This is a genomic window from Bradyrhizobium sp. 33ap4, assembly GCF_032654765.1.
Lineage (GTDB): Bacteria > Pseudomonadota > Alphaproteobacteria > Rhizobiales > Xanthobacteraceae > Bradyrhizobium > Bradyrhizobium australafricanum.
The window spans coordinates 14269-28901 of sequence record NZ_JAUMTJ010000027.1 but is presented as its reverse complement, the minus strand read 5'-3'; the positions used below and the strand labels follow the sequence as shown (position 1 = coordinate 28901).

Here is a 14633-nt window from a genome sequence, read left to right as displayed (position 1 = left end):
AAGCCGCCCGCACGCGCGCCCTCACGTAGCGCCGTAGCGGGCGGGCGGCTTTGCGGTGGTCACCGGCGGTTCGCCGGTAGGGTCGGGTTGCTGACACCAACCTGATTCGAGGAACCACCGATGACCGACGAGATGATGAACCTCCGCACGCTCGTGGAGAAGACCCCTGATGCCGATCTGCTGCGCGAGATGATCGGCTTTGCCGCCCAGCGTCTGATGGAGCTGGAAGTCGAAGGCCAGACCGGAGCCGCCTATGGCGAGAAGAGCCCCGAGCGTCTGGCCCAGCGCAACGGCTACCGCGACCGGACCTGGGAGACCCGCGCCGGCACGGTCGAACTGCGCATCCCCAAGCTGCGCAAGGGCTCTTACTTCCCGGGCTTCCTGGAGCCCCGCCGCATGGCCGAGAAGGCGCTCACCGCTGTGGTGCAGGAAGCCTACGTGCAGGGCGTCTCGACCCGCTCCGTCGACGATCTCGTGCAGGCCATGGGCATGAGCGGCATCTCCAAGAGCCAGGGAGCCGGCTCTGTGCCGAGATCGACGACAAGGTGAAGGCGTTCCTCGCCCGTCCGATCGAGGGCGACTGGCCGTATTTGTGGATCGACGCCACCTACGTGAAGGTGCGCCAGCAGGGGCGCATCGTGTCGGTCGCGGTGATTGTCGCGGTCGGCGTCAACAGCGACGGCCGGGGCGAAGTTCTCGGCATGGACATCGGCCCTTCCGAGGCCGAGACGTTCTGGACGGCGTTCCTGCGCAAGCTCGCTCGCCGCGGCCTGCGCGGCGTCAAGCTGGTCGTGTCCGACGCCCATGAGGGCATCAAGGCGACCGTCGCCAAGGTGCTCAATGCCAGCTGGCAGCGCTGCCGCGTGCACTTCATGCGTAACGCGCTGGCGCACGCCGGCAAGAGCGGACGGCGTGTCGTCTCTGCCTTCATCGCAACCGCCTTTGCCCAGGACGATGCGGAAGCCGCACGAGCGCAATGGCGGAAGGTCGCCGACCAGCTCCGCCCCAAGCTGCCCAAGCTTGCCGGCTTCCTCGACGAGGCCGAGACCGATGTGCTGGCCTATATGACGTTCCCGCCGCAGCACCGGACCAAGCTGCACTCGACCAACCCGATCGAGCGCCTCAACGGCGAGATCAAGCGGCGCACCGAGGTGGTCGGTATCTTCCCCAATGAAGACGCCATCGTCCGTCTCATCGGCGCGATCCTGCTCGAACAGAACGATGAATGGGCCGTCCAGCGCGCCCGCTACATGACGCTGGAAACCATCGCGCCGTTGAGCGATGATCCAACCGTCAGTCTCCCGGCTATCGCCAGCTGACCAGTCCGGCTCTTGCCGGCGAACGCGGTGCCCCGCCGCCAGTTACACCACGCTCAGGGACACGATCTACCCGCGCGGTTTTGGATTTCCCAAAGTACCTTTGAAAAGGCGCGGCCCTCCAAAGGATTGCTTTTGCCCGCCGAACGGGCAGAAGCGGACATTCAACCTGCCGACAACCCCGCTGAATCCGTCGAGAATGACCCTCAACAGACATCCACGCGGCTGAGGGTATACGGTCTTGTATGACCATCGAACTCGTCCTGCTCGCCGGAAGCGTAGTCCTCGGCATCGTGCACATTATCATCGTGTCGCACCTGCAGAGCTGGCAACGAGGCTATTGGTGGACTGCCAGCTCAAGGGAGCACAGTGTTCCGCCGCTCACCGGCGTTGCCGGAAGGGCTGAACGAGCACTCCGAAACTATTTTGAGACCTTTCCATTCTTCGCCGCTGCAATTCTTGTCGTGACCGTGACGAACACGCACAGTTGGCTCACCGTGTGGGGAGCCCACTTCTACTTTTGAGGTCGCATCCTCTACGCAATCCTGTATATGGCGGACCTGCCGTTAGCTCGTTCGCTCGTGTGGGACATCCCGACGACCGGCATCCTGATGAATGTTGCCGGGCTATTCTTGAAGTGACGATACCGACCGCACGATCTTAGGGTCATGCGTGGCACCACTTCGCTTCCTCTGAAATGGTAAACTAGCGGATGCCAGTCTCGGCTTACCTCAAGGCAGGCTTGTTCGTGGTCGCCGCGGCCGCCGCATTGTTCGCAGCAGCCGGCACGGTCGCCATCCCGGGCTTTTGGGCGTATCTCGCAATCTTCGCCGTCGTCATGATCGTTTCGTTCGCGGCGCTCGATCCGGACCTCCTGCGCGAACGCATGCGGCCGGGCGGCGAGAAGCCGCCGCTCGCGCTGAAGGTCTTCTCGCTGGTTCTGTTCATGCATTGGATCGTTGCCGGGCTTGACCGTGGCCGTTTCCATTGGAGCGACAATGTGCCCGACTGGCTGCAAGGCGTTTGCCTGTTCACGGTCGGGTCCGGTTACGCCCTGGCACTATGGGCTATGCGCGTGAACCGGTTTTTCTCCTCCGCTATTCGCATCCAGACCGACCGCGGTCAGTACGTCGTCACCACGGGACCCTACGCCTTCGTTCGCCATCCCGGATACACCGCCGGGATTCTAATTATGGTGGCGAGCGGACCCGCACTCGGATCTTGGCTCGCTGCCGCGCTCGTTGTGATCTTCAGCCTGCCGTTTCTGCTCTATCGCACCATCACGGAGGATCGAATTCTTCAGGTAGACCTTGCGGGCTATTCGGATTACGCCGCGCTAGTCCGATGGCGGCTTATCCCGCGGATTTGGTGAGAGCTAAACCTCATTTGGGAAAGCACGCTCCTCACCAAACCGGGCCGTTGCCATCTCAGAGGAAGCAAGCGAGCCATGTCTGAAAGTGTGAAGGGTTTCGGATGCCGGCCGCATGACTGACGGCGCGGCACATTCGGCGGCCGGCGTCCGAAACCCTTCACAGTAGCGGGCTTTCCTAGCGCGGTCGTCTAACACAGAAAACGGCGGCGCCGCCGCTCGACCGGTTCGGCACCGGAAACTATTCGCAGTGGGCCTCAACCAATCGTCCGTGAGATGTACGTTCCCACGCACGTGCTGTCAGGCCTTGCCGCGCCGGAGTTCGACATTACGCCGATACACCCGAGGCCACGCATCGATGCTGGCGAGACCCGAAGTCCCGCGGAGCATAAATCTGACAAACTCTCGTTTTCGGCCAAGGCCGCCTTTATGCGGGCGAGGGGGCGGCTTCTCCAATTTGCTCTGGATTCGCCGCGACGTGCTGGTAAATCATGTGATTTATATGCATAGTATTGGCCCGCTTGCATTGCTGGGAACGTAACGTGACGTCCGAAAACAACGCGTTGAATATTGGTCCGCGCCTCCGGCGTGCCCGGTTGTCCAAGGGGCTGCGCATGAGAGACCTGGCGCAGGTCGTCGGATGTGACGAGAGCATGATTTCCAAGATCGAGGCCGGCAAGGTCATGCCGTCGCTGCCCATGCTCGACAAGATGGTCCACGCGCTCGACCGAGACATGGCCTCGTTTTTTGGCCTAAAGATCGACGACTACAAGCTGGTGCAGAAGCCTGAGGACCGGCTCAAGGTGCCGCTGGACGCACTGCGCGGCGGCACCGGTGTGACCTATGAGCGATTGGTGCCGATCGCCGCGGGCAATTTGCTCGAGGGCAACATTCATGTGGTCGCCCCGGGCGGCGAGAAGGTCGACCTCATCACCCATCGGGGCGAAGCCGTCGGCTACCTCGTGTCAGGAACCATCGAACTCACCGTCGACGACACCACATATCTGATGACGGCCGGCGACTCCTTCTTCTTCAAGGCTTATTTGACCAACAGTTATCGCAATGTCGGGCCGGACGAAGCGCGGATCGTCTGGGTCAACACGCCGCAGGTCCACTGAGGCGATCGCGCCAGTGCATGAATTAGATGCATGTGGCGAAAACTGAAGCAGCGATGGCTCAGCATCGCTTCTTTTTCGGCGCGAGCGCGACGGCGTTGCATCCCAAAAACCTCCAATTCGAGAACTTGCCGGCTCGATCACCGGAATGACCGAGCTGGCATAGCGCTTGCTTAACGTTTTGCATGACTGTGATGCATGTCGATTGCCCCCGGCTGCGTCTGACGTTGACGGGGCCCGATCACGTTGATGCGCTCCGGCAGCGATGCCGTCGCTTCGGTGAGTAACGGCAGGCGAACCGCTGATGGCTTTCGTTTGGAAACGTTTGCTGGGCACCATCCCGAGCCTGATCGGAGTTGTTGTTCTCACGTTCTTCATCTCGCACGCGCTGCCCGGCGACCCTGCGGCCTTCTTCGCTGGGCCCGCCGCGAACGCCGCATCGATCGAGAGCATCCGCGCCACACTTGGACTCGATCGCCCGCTTCCGGTGCAGTTCCTGCACTATGTGATTGACCTCGCGCATGGCAACCTCGGCCGCTCGCTCACGACCGGCCAGCCGGTGTTGACCGATCTGATCGAAAGGCTGCCGGCGTCGCTCGAATTATCGTCCTTCGCGCTGCTGTTCGCGATCAGCATCGCCATCCCGATGGGCGTGTGGGCTGCGGCCCGCATCAACGGTGGGGTCGATCATGCCTGCCGCGGGCTCGTCACCGTGAGTGCAGCCTTTCCGACGTTCTTCGTCGGTCTGCTGTTCGTATATATCTTCTATTTCCTGCTCGGCTGGGCGCCGCAGCCGCTCGGCCGCCTAAACGAGATTACCTTTTCGCCGCCGCCGCACGTCACCGGAGCCTACACCGTCGACGCCCTCATTGCGGGTGACTGGCCGGTGCTCCGCGCGGCATTGTCCCAATTGATCCTGCCCGCGATATCGCTCGGCCTGTTCGCGCTGGCGCCGATCGCGCGCATCACGCGGGCAGCGATGCTGGAGGCGCTGGGCAGCGATTTCATCCGCACCGCGCGCGCCAGCGGACTGCCGGTCCGCAAGATCCTGATGACCTACGCATTCCGCAACGTGCTGCTACCCGTGAGCAGCGTTCTCGGCATGGTGTTCTCGTTCCTGCTTGGCTCCAACGTCCTGATCGAACAGGTGTTCGGTTGGCAGGGCGTCGGCGCCTATGCGGTATCGGCCGTAATAGCCTCCGACTACGCCGCAGTGCAGGGCTTCGTCCTGATGATGGCGGTGCTCTACGTTCTGCTCAATCTCGCTGTCGACATCTTCGCGACGCTGGTCGATCCCCGCGTCCGGTACGAGGGCTGAGCGATGAGCATCATCACGCTCGCCCGCAACACCGGTTATGCCTTCGGCGAAAATCGCCTGACACTGGTCGCCGTGATCATTTTGGCGCTGCTCGCGCTGTTCGCGATCTTTGGCCCTTATATCGCGCCCTATGATCCGCTGCTGACCTCCGCCACCACCAAGCTGGCGCGACCCAGTGCGCTGCATCCGTTCGGCACCGATGCGCTTGGCCGAGACATCCTCAGCCGCGTCATCGTGGCGACACGCCTCGACCTCGGCATGGCGGTTTCGGCGGTAGCGCTGTCGTTCGTAGTGGGCCTCGCGCTGGGCTCTATGGCCGGCTATTTCGGCGGCTGGACCGACCGCATCATTGGCCGCGCCATGGACACCATCATGGCGTTCCCGCTGTTCGTGCTGGCGATGGGCATCGTGGTGGCGCTCGGCAACAGCGTCGCCAACATCATCATCGCCACGATGATCATTAACCTGCCATTCTACTGCCGCTTCGCGCGCGCCGAGGTCAACGTGCGGCGCGAGCTCGGCTATGTCGAGGCGGCGCGCATGGGCGGCAACGGAGCGCTGCGCGTTCTCGTCAACCACATCGTGCCGAACATTCTGCCGCCGATGATGGTGCAGGCCTCGCTCAACATGGGCTGGGCGATCCTCAACGCCGCCGGCCTGTCCTTCATCGGACTCGGGGTGCGGCCGCCGACGCCGGAGTGGGGCATCATGGTGTCGGAAGGCGCGAGCTACATCATTTCCGGCGAGTGGTGGGCCTTCATGTTCCCGGGCGCGGCGCTCGTGCTCGCGGTGTTTTCCTTCAACATGCTGGGCGACGGACTGCGCGACCTGCTCGATCCGAGGAAGCGCGTCTGATGGCACAGCTCGAGATCGACGACCTCTCCCTGGAATTTCGTACCCGTCACGGCGTGGTGCGCGCACTCGACAGCGTGAGCCTGTCCGTGACGCGCGGCGAGATCGTCGGCGTGGTCGGTGAAAGCGGGTCCGGAAAATCGGTTACCGCCTACACCGTCATGGGCCTGAACGATGAAGCCGCGCGGATCACCAAGGGCAGCATCACGATGGGCGGAATCGATCTTCTGGCCGCGCGGCCAGAGGCCATGCGCGAGATTCGCGGGCGCGAGATGGCGATGATCTTTCAGAGCCCCCGTACGGCGCTCAATCCGATCCGCAAGATCGGCAAGCAGATTGAGGACGTGCTGCAGGAGCATGCCGGCTTGCCGAGCCGCGATCTCAAGAAAGCGGCGATTGCGGCCCTGGCGCGGGTCCGCATCCCCGATCCCGAACGTCGGGCGGACGCCTATCCGTTCGAACTCTCGGGCGGCATGTGCCAGCGCGTGATGATCGCGATGGCGCTGGCCTGCACGCCGTCCGTGCTGATTGCCGATGAGCCCACGACGGGGCTCGATGTAACGACGCAAGCCGTCATCATGGATCTTATCAGGGAGATGAGCCGGTCGACGCGGATGTCGACGCTGTTGATTACGCACAACCTCGGCCTAGCCGGCGAGTATTGCGATCGGATCGCGGTCATGCACGCCGGGCACATTGTCGAGATCGGGACGACTGAGGCGCTCCTGCAGCATCCGGCACATCCTTATACGCGCCAGCTGCTGGCTGCCACGCCCGTGCCCGAATCCCGTCTGGACGACCTCAATTCTATTCCCGGTCATCTGCCCGATTTGCGCGGTGCGTTGCCGCCATGCCGCTTCAGCGGCCGCTGTGAGCGGCGGCAGCTGATCTGTGACGAGGCGGAGTTGCCCTGGACCGAATTGTCGCCCGCGCACCTCGTGCGCTGCCGGTTTCCGCTGTCATGATGCCGCTGCTCGAAGTCAAATCGCTGTCCAAGTTTTACCCGATCAAGCGGAGAGGGCGCGGCGCGCGGCTGCATGCGGTCGACGATGTGGATCTGACCATCGGTGCCGGCGAAAGCGTCGGCCTGGTCGGTGAGTCCGGCTGCGGCAAATCCACCATGGTTCGCCTGCTTGGCCGGCTGATCGATCCGACGGTCGGCCAGGTCCTGATCGGTGGTGAGGATCTCACCGCCGTGACGCAAGCCCAATTTGCAGCCTCGCCGAGCCGGCGGCGCATTCAGGTCGTGTTCCAGGACGCGACCGAAAGCCTCAATCCCTCGTTTCGCGCTTTTCAGGCAATCGCCGATCCGCTGAAGCGGCTGCTCGGGATGACCAACGGCGCTGAGCTGGACAAGCGCGTGCGCGCCACGGCCGCACTGGTCGGATTGCCGGAAGAGCTGCTGCAGCGCTATCCGCATCAGCTGTCCGGCGGCCAGCGCGCACGCGTCGGCATCGCGCGTGCCGTCGCGGTCGAACCTTCGCTGCTGATCCTCGACGAACCGACCTCTGCGCTTGACGTGTCGGTCCAGGCCGTGATCCTGCGGTTGCTCGCCGACCTGCGCGCCCGGTTGTCGATGAGTTATTTGTTCGTGTCGCACGATCTCAACGTAGTGCGGCTTCTCTGCTCGCGTGTGGTCGTGATGTATCTTGGCAAGATCGTCGAGATCGCGCCGGCCGAGACGCTCTTCACGGCGTCGCTTCACCCTTACACGCAGGCCCTCGTTGCGGCGATCCCGGATCCGGCACGGCGCGGAGAAGCGCGGGTCAGGCTCGACGGCAGTCCGAGCAGCCCCATCGATCCGGATCCGAACGTTTGCCGCTTCTACGGCCGCTGTCCCAAGGGGGCGGATATTTGCACCAGGGTTATGCCGCCACTTCGCGCGGTAGGTCCGGACCACTTCGCCGCCTGCCATTTTGCTCCTTCACCACCTGGAGAAACCGATGAGCGCTGACAACGAGATCTGCCGTATGGATGCCATGACCGTCGCGGCGAAAGTCAGGGACAAGACGCTTTCTGCCGCCGAGGTCACGGAAGCCGTTCTGCGCCGCATGGAGAAGCTCGAACCCCACATCCATGCCTTCTGCACGCCGACGCCCGATGTGGCACGCGCCGCCGCCGCCGCGGTCGACGCCAAGATTGCAGCCGGCAAGGATCCGGGCCTGCTGGCGGGCGTGCCGATCGGAATCAAGGATCTCGTCGCCACCAAGGACATCCTGACCGTGATGGGCTCGCCCCTCTATCGGGACTTCGTGCCTGATGAGGATGACATCGTGGTTGAACGGCTGAAGGACGCTGGCGCCGTCATCATCGGCAAGACCAATGTGCCGGAGTTCGGTTACAGCGGCGTCGGTCACAATCCTGTTTTCCCGGCCACGCGCAATCCCTGGAATCTCGACATGACGTCCGGCGGATCGAGCGCCGGCTCGGGTGCATCGGTCGCAGCGGGCGTCGCGCCATTTGCGATCGGTTCCGATGGCGGCGGATCGATCAGGATTCCCTCTGCACTCTGCGGACTGTACGGAATCAAGGCCTCGATGGGCCGGGTGCCGCTCTACCCAGGTTGCCGCGATGAGCGCTATCCCGGCGTGTCAAGCTGGGAATCGCTCGAACACGTCGGCCCCATGAGCCGGACCGTGGCCGACTCGGCGCTGATGCTCAAGGTGATCACCGGACCTGACCCGCGCGATCGCTATTCGATTCCGGCCGCCGACTTCGACTATGTCGCTGCCACCAGGGAAAGCATCAAGGGCCTTCGCATCGCCTATAGCGAAGACTGGGGCTATGCGCCTGTTGACCCGGAGGTGCGCCGCGTCGTCTCCGAGGCGGTGCGCGTGTTCGAGACTGATCTCGGCTGCACAGTCGAGCGCGCCAGTCCCGGATGGGACGATCCGTTCCCGCAATTCTGGACCATCGTTGCCGGCGACACTGATCTGACCGGCATGCGCCGCATGATGAAGGGGCACGAAAAGGAGATGTCGCCGCATCTCGTCGCGCTGCTGCAGCGACAGTGGACCGCGGAGGAATTCACCGACGCCAAGATGATGCGCCAGATGGTCTGCAATCGCATGTGGCGGTTCATGGCCAACTACGACCTGCTGATCACGCCGACGCTTGCAGTGCCAGCGTTCCCTCTCTACATGCAGGGCCCCGAGATCATCGAAGAGAAGATGGTCACGACCGGCGACTGGCTCTGCTTCACCTTCATCTGCAATCTGACCGGTCAGCCGGCGGCGACCGTTCCCGCCGGCTTCACCGAGACCGGCCTGCCTGTCGGCATGCAGATCATCGGCCGCCATTTGGCGGACCGCACCGTGCTCGCAGCCTCCGGTGCGTTCGAACAAGCGCGTCCGTGGGCTCACAAATGGCCGAAGCTGCTGGGCGACCTCGGTCTCTGATGCTGCCGTCACGTTCCCACTCACATATCAAGGAGAATGCACGACATGAGGCTCGATCGTAGACTTCTCACAGCGGCGCTGCTCACAGCGTCCGCTGCCTTGCCCGGCGCACCCGCACTTGCGGCCGAAATCGCCAAGGACACGATGGTCATCGTGTCCGAGATGGGCCCCAACGGCCTCGACACGATGGTGCCGACCGCCAACGATCACAGCCGCATGGTGGTGTGGCAGGCCTACGACCGGCTCGTCAGCCATGGCGAGAAGAAGCTGGCGGATGGCACGGTGTCGTACGATGCCAAGGTCATGACCCCGGAGCTGGCCGAAAGCTGGGAAGCCGCCGAGGACGGCAAGACCTACATCTTCCACCTGCGCAAGGATGCCACGTTCCACGACGGCAGCCCGGTCACGGCCAAGGACGTCAAATGGTCGTTCGACCGCGCTATCGCCGCCGGCGGCTTTCCGGCGGTGCAAATGGCGGCGGGATCGCTGGTCAAGCCCGAACAGTTCACAGTGGTCGACGATCACACATTCAAAGCGACCTTCGACCAGTTCAACAAGCTGACGATGCCCGACCTCGTCGTTCCCGTGCCCGTCATCGTCAATTCAGAGCTCGCCAAGAAGCATGCAACGCCACAGGACCCCTGGGCGTTCGAGTGGGTATCACGCAATGATTGCGGCGGTGGTGCTTACAAAGTCGAGTCCTGGTCACCCGGTCAGCAGACCGTGTTTACTCGGTTCGACGCCTGGAAGTCCGGCCCGCTACCCCAGCTCAAGCGCGTGATCTATCGGCAGATCGCCTCGGCCGGCACGCGCCGTGCGCTGCTGGAAAAGGGCGACGTCGATATGTCGGTCGGCCTGCCCCCGAAGGACTATGCCGAACTGGCAGAGCAGGGGAAGGTCGCGATCATCGGTGTGCCCGTGCAAAACGACCTCGTGTTCGTCGACATGAACGTCAAGATCGCCCCGTTCGACAATCCCAAAGTGCGCGAAGCGATCTCCTACGCCATCCCTTACAAGGAAATCGTCAGCTCCGCGCTCTATAACCGCGCCAAGCCGATGTTTGGCGGCGACCCGGATAAACCCTATCCGGATGCGACGTGGCCGGTTCCGATCAAGCATGGCCAGGATCTCGCGAAGGCTAAGCAATTGCTGACCGAGGCCGGCTTCCCCAACGGCTTCAAGACCACGCTGTCGATCGATCTGTCGGAATCGACCGTGCGTGAGCCGACCGCCATCCTGATCCAGGAAGCGCTGAAGACGATTGGTGTCGAGCTCACGATCGAGAAGGTGCCGGGCTCGAACTGGTTCGCCCAGATGGCCAGCAAGACGATGCCGATGGTCATCGCCGAATTCTACGGCTGGCTCGACTACCCCGACTACTTCTTCTTCTGGACGTTCCATGGCGGCAACAACTCGGTCTTCAATACCGCCAATTACGTCAACCCCAGCCTCGACAAGGTGATCGACGAGGCGCGCTTCACGCGCGACCCCGAGATCTACAAGACCAGTCTGAACAAGATGGTCGACATCGTTATGACCGATCTGCCGCGCATTCCGCTCTACACCCGCTTTGCGGACTACGCGGTCCAGAAGAACGTCAAGGGCTTTGAGTACTGGTTCCACACCCATCCCGACTTCCGCAAGCTCTACAAGGAATGAGGCGACGGCTAGCGCGCTCGATCGGGCGCGCTTGCCTTTCAATCGGGAAAACACAGTGCAAGACACGCTCGGCGCCTTCGTTCCAGGCCCCATCATCCAGCGCGGTCCAAACCGGTCAGGGCCGCTCTCAGGCCTGACCTTTGCGGTGAAGGACTTGTTTGATGTCGCAGGCACCGTGACCGGCTGCGGCAATCCGGACTGGGCCGCCACGCATGAGGTAGCAGAGGCCGACGCCTGGGCGGTCGACCATCTGCTGGGGGCGGGCGCCGCGTTGACTGGCAAGACCATCACCGATGAAATCTCGCTCGGACTGCTCGGCATCAACAAATTTTACGGCACGCCGCTCAATCCGCGCGCGCCGGACCGTGTTCCGGGTGGCTCGTCGAGCGGCTCCGCCTCGGCCGTCGCCGGCGGCCTGGTCGATATTGCCTTGGGGACGGATTCCGGCGGTTCGGTGCGCGTGCCGTCCAGCTTCTGCGGGCTCTACGGGCTGCGGCCGACGCACGGTCGGATCTCCGTCGCCGGCATGATGACCCAAGCACCGTCGTTCGATACCGTCGGCTATTTCGCCCGCGATGCGACGACGTTCGCGCGGGTCGGTGCCGTGCTGCTCGGCGAGCAGGTGCCCGACGCCCTGCCGACTGATATCATCATTGCGTCCGACTGCTTTGCCATCGCCGACGCGCCAGTGCAGGGCGCTCTCCAGCCGGTCGTTGATCGGCTACATCAGGCCGCTGCGACCATCGTATCACCCCTGGCCGAAGGCGAGCTTCGCGACTGGGCGCGGCATCAGCGCATCCTGCAGAGATGCGAATTCCAGGCGACCTTTCGCGATTGGGTCGACCGGGTGAACCCGCGGTTCTCCTCGGAAGTCGCTGGCGCGTTTGCCGACGACGGCCGCACGCCACCGGCCGACCTCGCTGCGGCCAAGGCTTTTCGCACGAGCGCGTCGAAGCGGCTCGACGATCTGCTCGACGGGCGGCGCGTGCTGTGCCTGCCTACGTCGCCCATTCTGCCGATCAGCCGGGACGCGCGCCTGTCGGAGATCCGCGCTGCGGTGCACGAGATCGTCGACCTGACCGGCATCGCAGGCCTGACCGGGCTTCCTCAGGTGAACCTTCCCGTCGCGACATCCGGCTCTATTCCAGTGGGGCTGTCTCTCATCGGCTGGCGCGGCGGTGATGCGCGCCTTGTTGCCGCGGCACGGACCCTGGCTCGCGAATTCTCGGTAGGACTGTTCGAGGAGCGGCAATGACCGACGTCAGGGACACGAAGACGCTCACGCTCGACGGTGCGCTCAAGGTGCTCAACGCAGCCATCACGGAAGCCACCCGCATCGGGCAACCGATGTGTATCGCGGTGGTCGATACTGGCGGCAATCTCTTGGCGTTCGGACGCATGGACGGCTCGAAAGGCCTGAGCGTTACGTCATCCATCAACAAGGCGCGGACGTCGGCGCTGTCCGGCGTGCCGACCGGCGGCGCTCACGCAGATGTGGAGATTCAGGTCACCTTGGCGCACGAAAGTCGTTGGACCAATCTGATCGGTGGTTTGCCCATCCGCGTCGACGGATTCATTCTTGACGCAGTGGCGGCAGGCTCCGGGTCGGGCATGCAGGATCTCGCCGTGGCCCGAGCCGGTGCAGTTGCGATCCCGCGCGCAGACATGTACCTCGATTTCAAGCCGATGGGCGCGGAAGATGCCGGGATCATCAGAGGTACGACGCCTCAGCCGACGATTTGAATCCTTCAGGTAGTTTACAGCGGCTGGAGACAGCTAAGGGCCCACAAACACAATAGCGGTTAAAGTAGACGGCTAGCACCATGTGTAACGCGCCGGGGTGTTACGCGATCGCTCGTGGTGTGTCGCATCGCATTGCGGTTGAAAGCTACGGTTCAGATGGTGCGGAGGGGACCGTTGCAAATCGCGGTTCGCGGTCCTCAGCCGAAACCTGAAGGTAGCACGCATTAAACTGGTCGCATCCCAGTCGCGCTATGGCAGGCACGGCAGGTACGGACCATCGAACGACCGCACCTGCGCGCTCCTTGACGGTATTTGAACTAGGCTCAACTCCACGTCGTAACGGCCGTCTTGACCACGTCTGTGCCGCGGATCACTCGATTGACTACGATAGATGGCGAAATCGCCGACAGCGCGAACGTCCCAAACTTTTCTGTGAATTCAAGACCACAAAATTGCGGCGGATATACCGTCGGCATTTGTCCGTCAGACTTGAAGAATTGTGCTTGCAAATCAACGGCGATACGTTTTCCGAGATGATAGAGTGGGAGTAGTGCGGCCTGCTGGCATCGCGTGGTTTAGCGTGGTCTCGTCGAGTTGTTCTCGCTTCCTTCGCATTGAGAATTCTGACCGAAGTGGTGAGCTAGGCTTATCCCGGTAGAAGTCCAAAATCCATTGCGTGTTCACTAATGGAGTATCGCAGCGCGTTGGATCGTATAGAAGGGCCGGAGGCCCAAACCTTAGCTTCGAGCACCGGCAGGGTTTTGGCGCAAAGCGGCCCAAATTTGCTTGTTTAATGCTGTTCTTGGCCGTTGTTAGAAACGGGCCCATTGGCGCGAGTTTGCAAGATCCTGTTCTGAGATCCCGCTTCGAAATGACCTGGCGAAGTCCGTACTGAGGGAAAAGCGGACGCGGAGCGGGCAACTCAAGACGTTCCCGTTTCTGACACTTAGGAAACAGCGATGCCCTTTGACATTTCTGGAGGCGAACTACTCGCTACTCTTGCCCAGCGGAGGCCGCCGCTGCAGTGCTTACGAACAGACTTTGTAGCGATTTGGGCGTCAACTCGACCACCGCTGCAGTGGGGCTGCCCAGCTCAGCAACTTTGTCGGTAGTGATGAGATTAGTGACTCGCAATTCTTCCCTGGACAGTTCATGTAAATCTTCCCATGGCGGAACGTTTAGCGATAGTGACAACAGATCACCCGCGCCGCCCATATCGAAGGTGTATTTGGCGAGACTTCCGATATCGCGCTCAACGGTCATGAGATCATATGCGCTGTAGCTCGCGGCCCGGGCATTCTCAGCGCGGTCGCCCATCCAGATCTGATGTACGCGGACATGCGCCTCTCCAGGCACATAACGCGACTTGCCCGACAGCAGCAGAAAAACGCACATGGATTCGCAGTAGGCCTCCGGCGACACGTGGGCGCGCTCGCCACGTGCTCTGGGGGTAAACACGCTCACCCCGACGGTCGTGACCATTTCGAGCGCCCGAAACCGCCGTCCGAGCGCGATCGCGTCGTTGACCGATCCGCCGCTGGAATCCAGCACGATAGTTTCGCCCTTGAGCTGATGATCGCGCGCGAAAGCATCGAAATCGCTTGGAGTGTCGGCGGTGACGATGCCGACTGCGCTGATCCAGCCTCGGCAATTCGGCTGGCAAGCGACCCAGCTGAACTTCATCGGCAATCTGCGTTCTTCGAGGGCGACGCCGGCATACGCCGAGCAGCCCAGCATGGCTACCAAGCCGAGCAATGCGATGCGAAGGGTGGGGGCGCTGAGCAACGTCCAAGCTCGGGTGGTCGCCCAGTGAGCGAGCATGACTACATAACCTCGGCCGACTATCGGGTGGTGTTAGTCGCG

Annotated in this window: 12 protein-coding genes and 1 pseudogene; 12 read left to right on the top strand and 1 reads right to left on the bottom strand. The window is 62.6% G+C overall.

What is annotated here, in order from left to right; translation table 11 throughout:
• Window positions 1-120 precede the first annotated feature (120 nt).
• The 12 genes and pseudogenes from Q2M23_RS21470 (at window position 121) to Q2M23_RS21415 (ending at window position 12770) form a co-directional block, all read left to right on the top strand.
• Window positions 121-1319, top strand: a pseudogene (locus tag Q2M23_RS21470) (IS256 family transposase).
• Window positions 1320-1561: 242 nt separating this feature from the next.
• Window positions 1562-1840 (top strand): MAPEG family protein, encoded by a 279-nt coding sequence (locus Q2M23_RS21465; protein WP_316396941.1) that lies wholly within the window; start codon window positions 1562-1564, stop codon window positions 1838-1840.
• A gap of 224 nt (window positions 1841-2064) precedes the next feature.
• Window positions 2065-2688: an isoprenylcysteine carboxylmethyltransferase family protein gene (locus Q2M23_RS21460; protein WP_316396989.1), complete on the top strand. Its 624-nt coding sequence runs from the start codon at window positions 2065-2067 to the stop codon at window positions 2686-2688.
• A 539-nt stretch (window positions 2689-3227) separates the two neighbouring features.
• Window positions 3228-3803, top strand: a complete 576-nt coding sequence (locus tag Q2M23_RS21455) for a cupin domain-containing protein (RefSeq protein WP_092082107.1) — start codon at window positions 3228-3230, stop codon at window positions 3801-3803.
• A gap of 298 nt (window positions 3804-4101) precedes the next feature.
• The gene (locus Q2M23_RS21450) at window positions 4102-5118 is read left to right on the top strand and encodes an ABC transporter permease (RefSeq protein ID WP_316396988.1); all 1017 of its coding nucleotides are present in this window, start codon (window positions 4102-4104) and stop codon (window positions 5116-5118) included.
• Between the two features lie 3 nt (window positions 5119-5121).
• On the top strand, window positions 5122-5973 hold the full coding sequence (locus tag Q2M23_RS21445) for an ABC transporter permease (protein WP_141342865.1): 852 nt from the start codon (window positions 5122-5124) through the stop codon (window positions 5971-5973).
• Window positions 5865-6935 (top strand): ABC transporter ATP-binding protein, encoded by a 1071-nt coding sequence (locus Q2M23_RS21440; RefSeq protein ID WP_316396940.1) that lies wholly within the window; start codon window positions 5865-5867, stop codon window positions 6933-6935. Before Q2M23_RS21445 ends, Q2M23_RS21440 begins: the two co-directional genes overlap by 109 nt.
• A complete protein-coding gene (locus Q2M23_RS21435; protein ID WP_410469751.1) occupies window positions 6935-7924 on the top strand; it encodes an ABC transporter ATP-binding protein in 990 nt (329 codons plus the stop codon). Before Q2M23_RS21440 ends, Q2M23_RS21435 begins: the two co-directional genes overlap by 1 nt.
• Window positions 7914-9368, top strand: a complete 1455-nt coding sequence (locus Q2M23_RS21430) for an amidase (protein WP_141342862.1) — start codon at window positions 7914-7916, stop codon at window positions 9366-9368. The genes Q2M23_RS21435 and Q2M23_RS21430 overlap by 11 nt, the downstream gene beginning before the upstream one ends.
• A 45-nt stretch (window positions 9369-9413) precedes the next feature.
• Window positions 9414-11027, top strand: a complete 1614-nt coding sequence (locus Q2M23_RS21425; RefSeq protein WP_141342861.1) for an ABC transporter substrate-binding protein — start codon at window positions 9414-9416, stop codon at window positions 11025-11027.
• Window positions 11028-11082: 55 nt separating this feature from the next.
• Window positions 11083-12282 carry an amidase gene (locus Q2M23_RS21420; protein ID WP_316396939.1) on the top strand — a complete coding sequence of 400 codons (1200 nt, stop codon included), beginning with the start codon at window positions 11083-11085 and terminating at the stop codon, window positions 12280-12282.
• A complete protein-coding gene (locus Q2M23_RS21415; protein WP_141342859.1) occupies window positions 12279-12770 on the top strand; it encodes a GlcG/HbpS family heme-binding protein in 492 nt (163 codons plus the stop codon). The genes Q2M23_RS21420 and Q2M23_RS21415 overlap by 4 nt, the downstream gene beginning before the upstream one ends.
• A gap of 993 nt (window positions 12771-13763) precedes the next feature.
• Here the strand turns inward: Q2M23_RS21415 and Q2M23_RS21410 are convergent.
• A complete protein-coding gene (locus Q2M23_RS21410; protein WP_410469750.1) occupies window positions 13764-14591 on the bottom strand; it encodes a hypothetical protein in 828 nt (275 codons plus the stop codon).
• Window positions 14592-14633 lie beyond the last annotated feature (42 nt).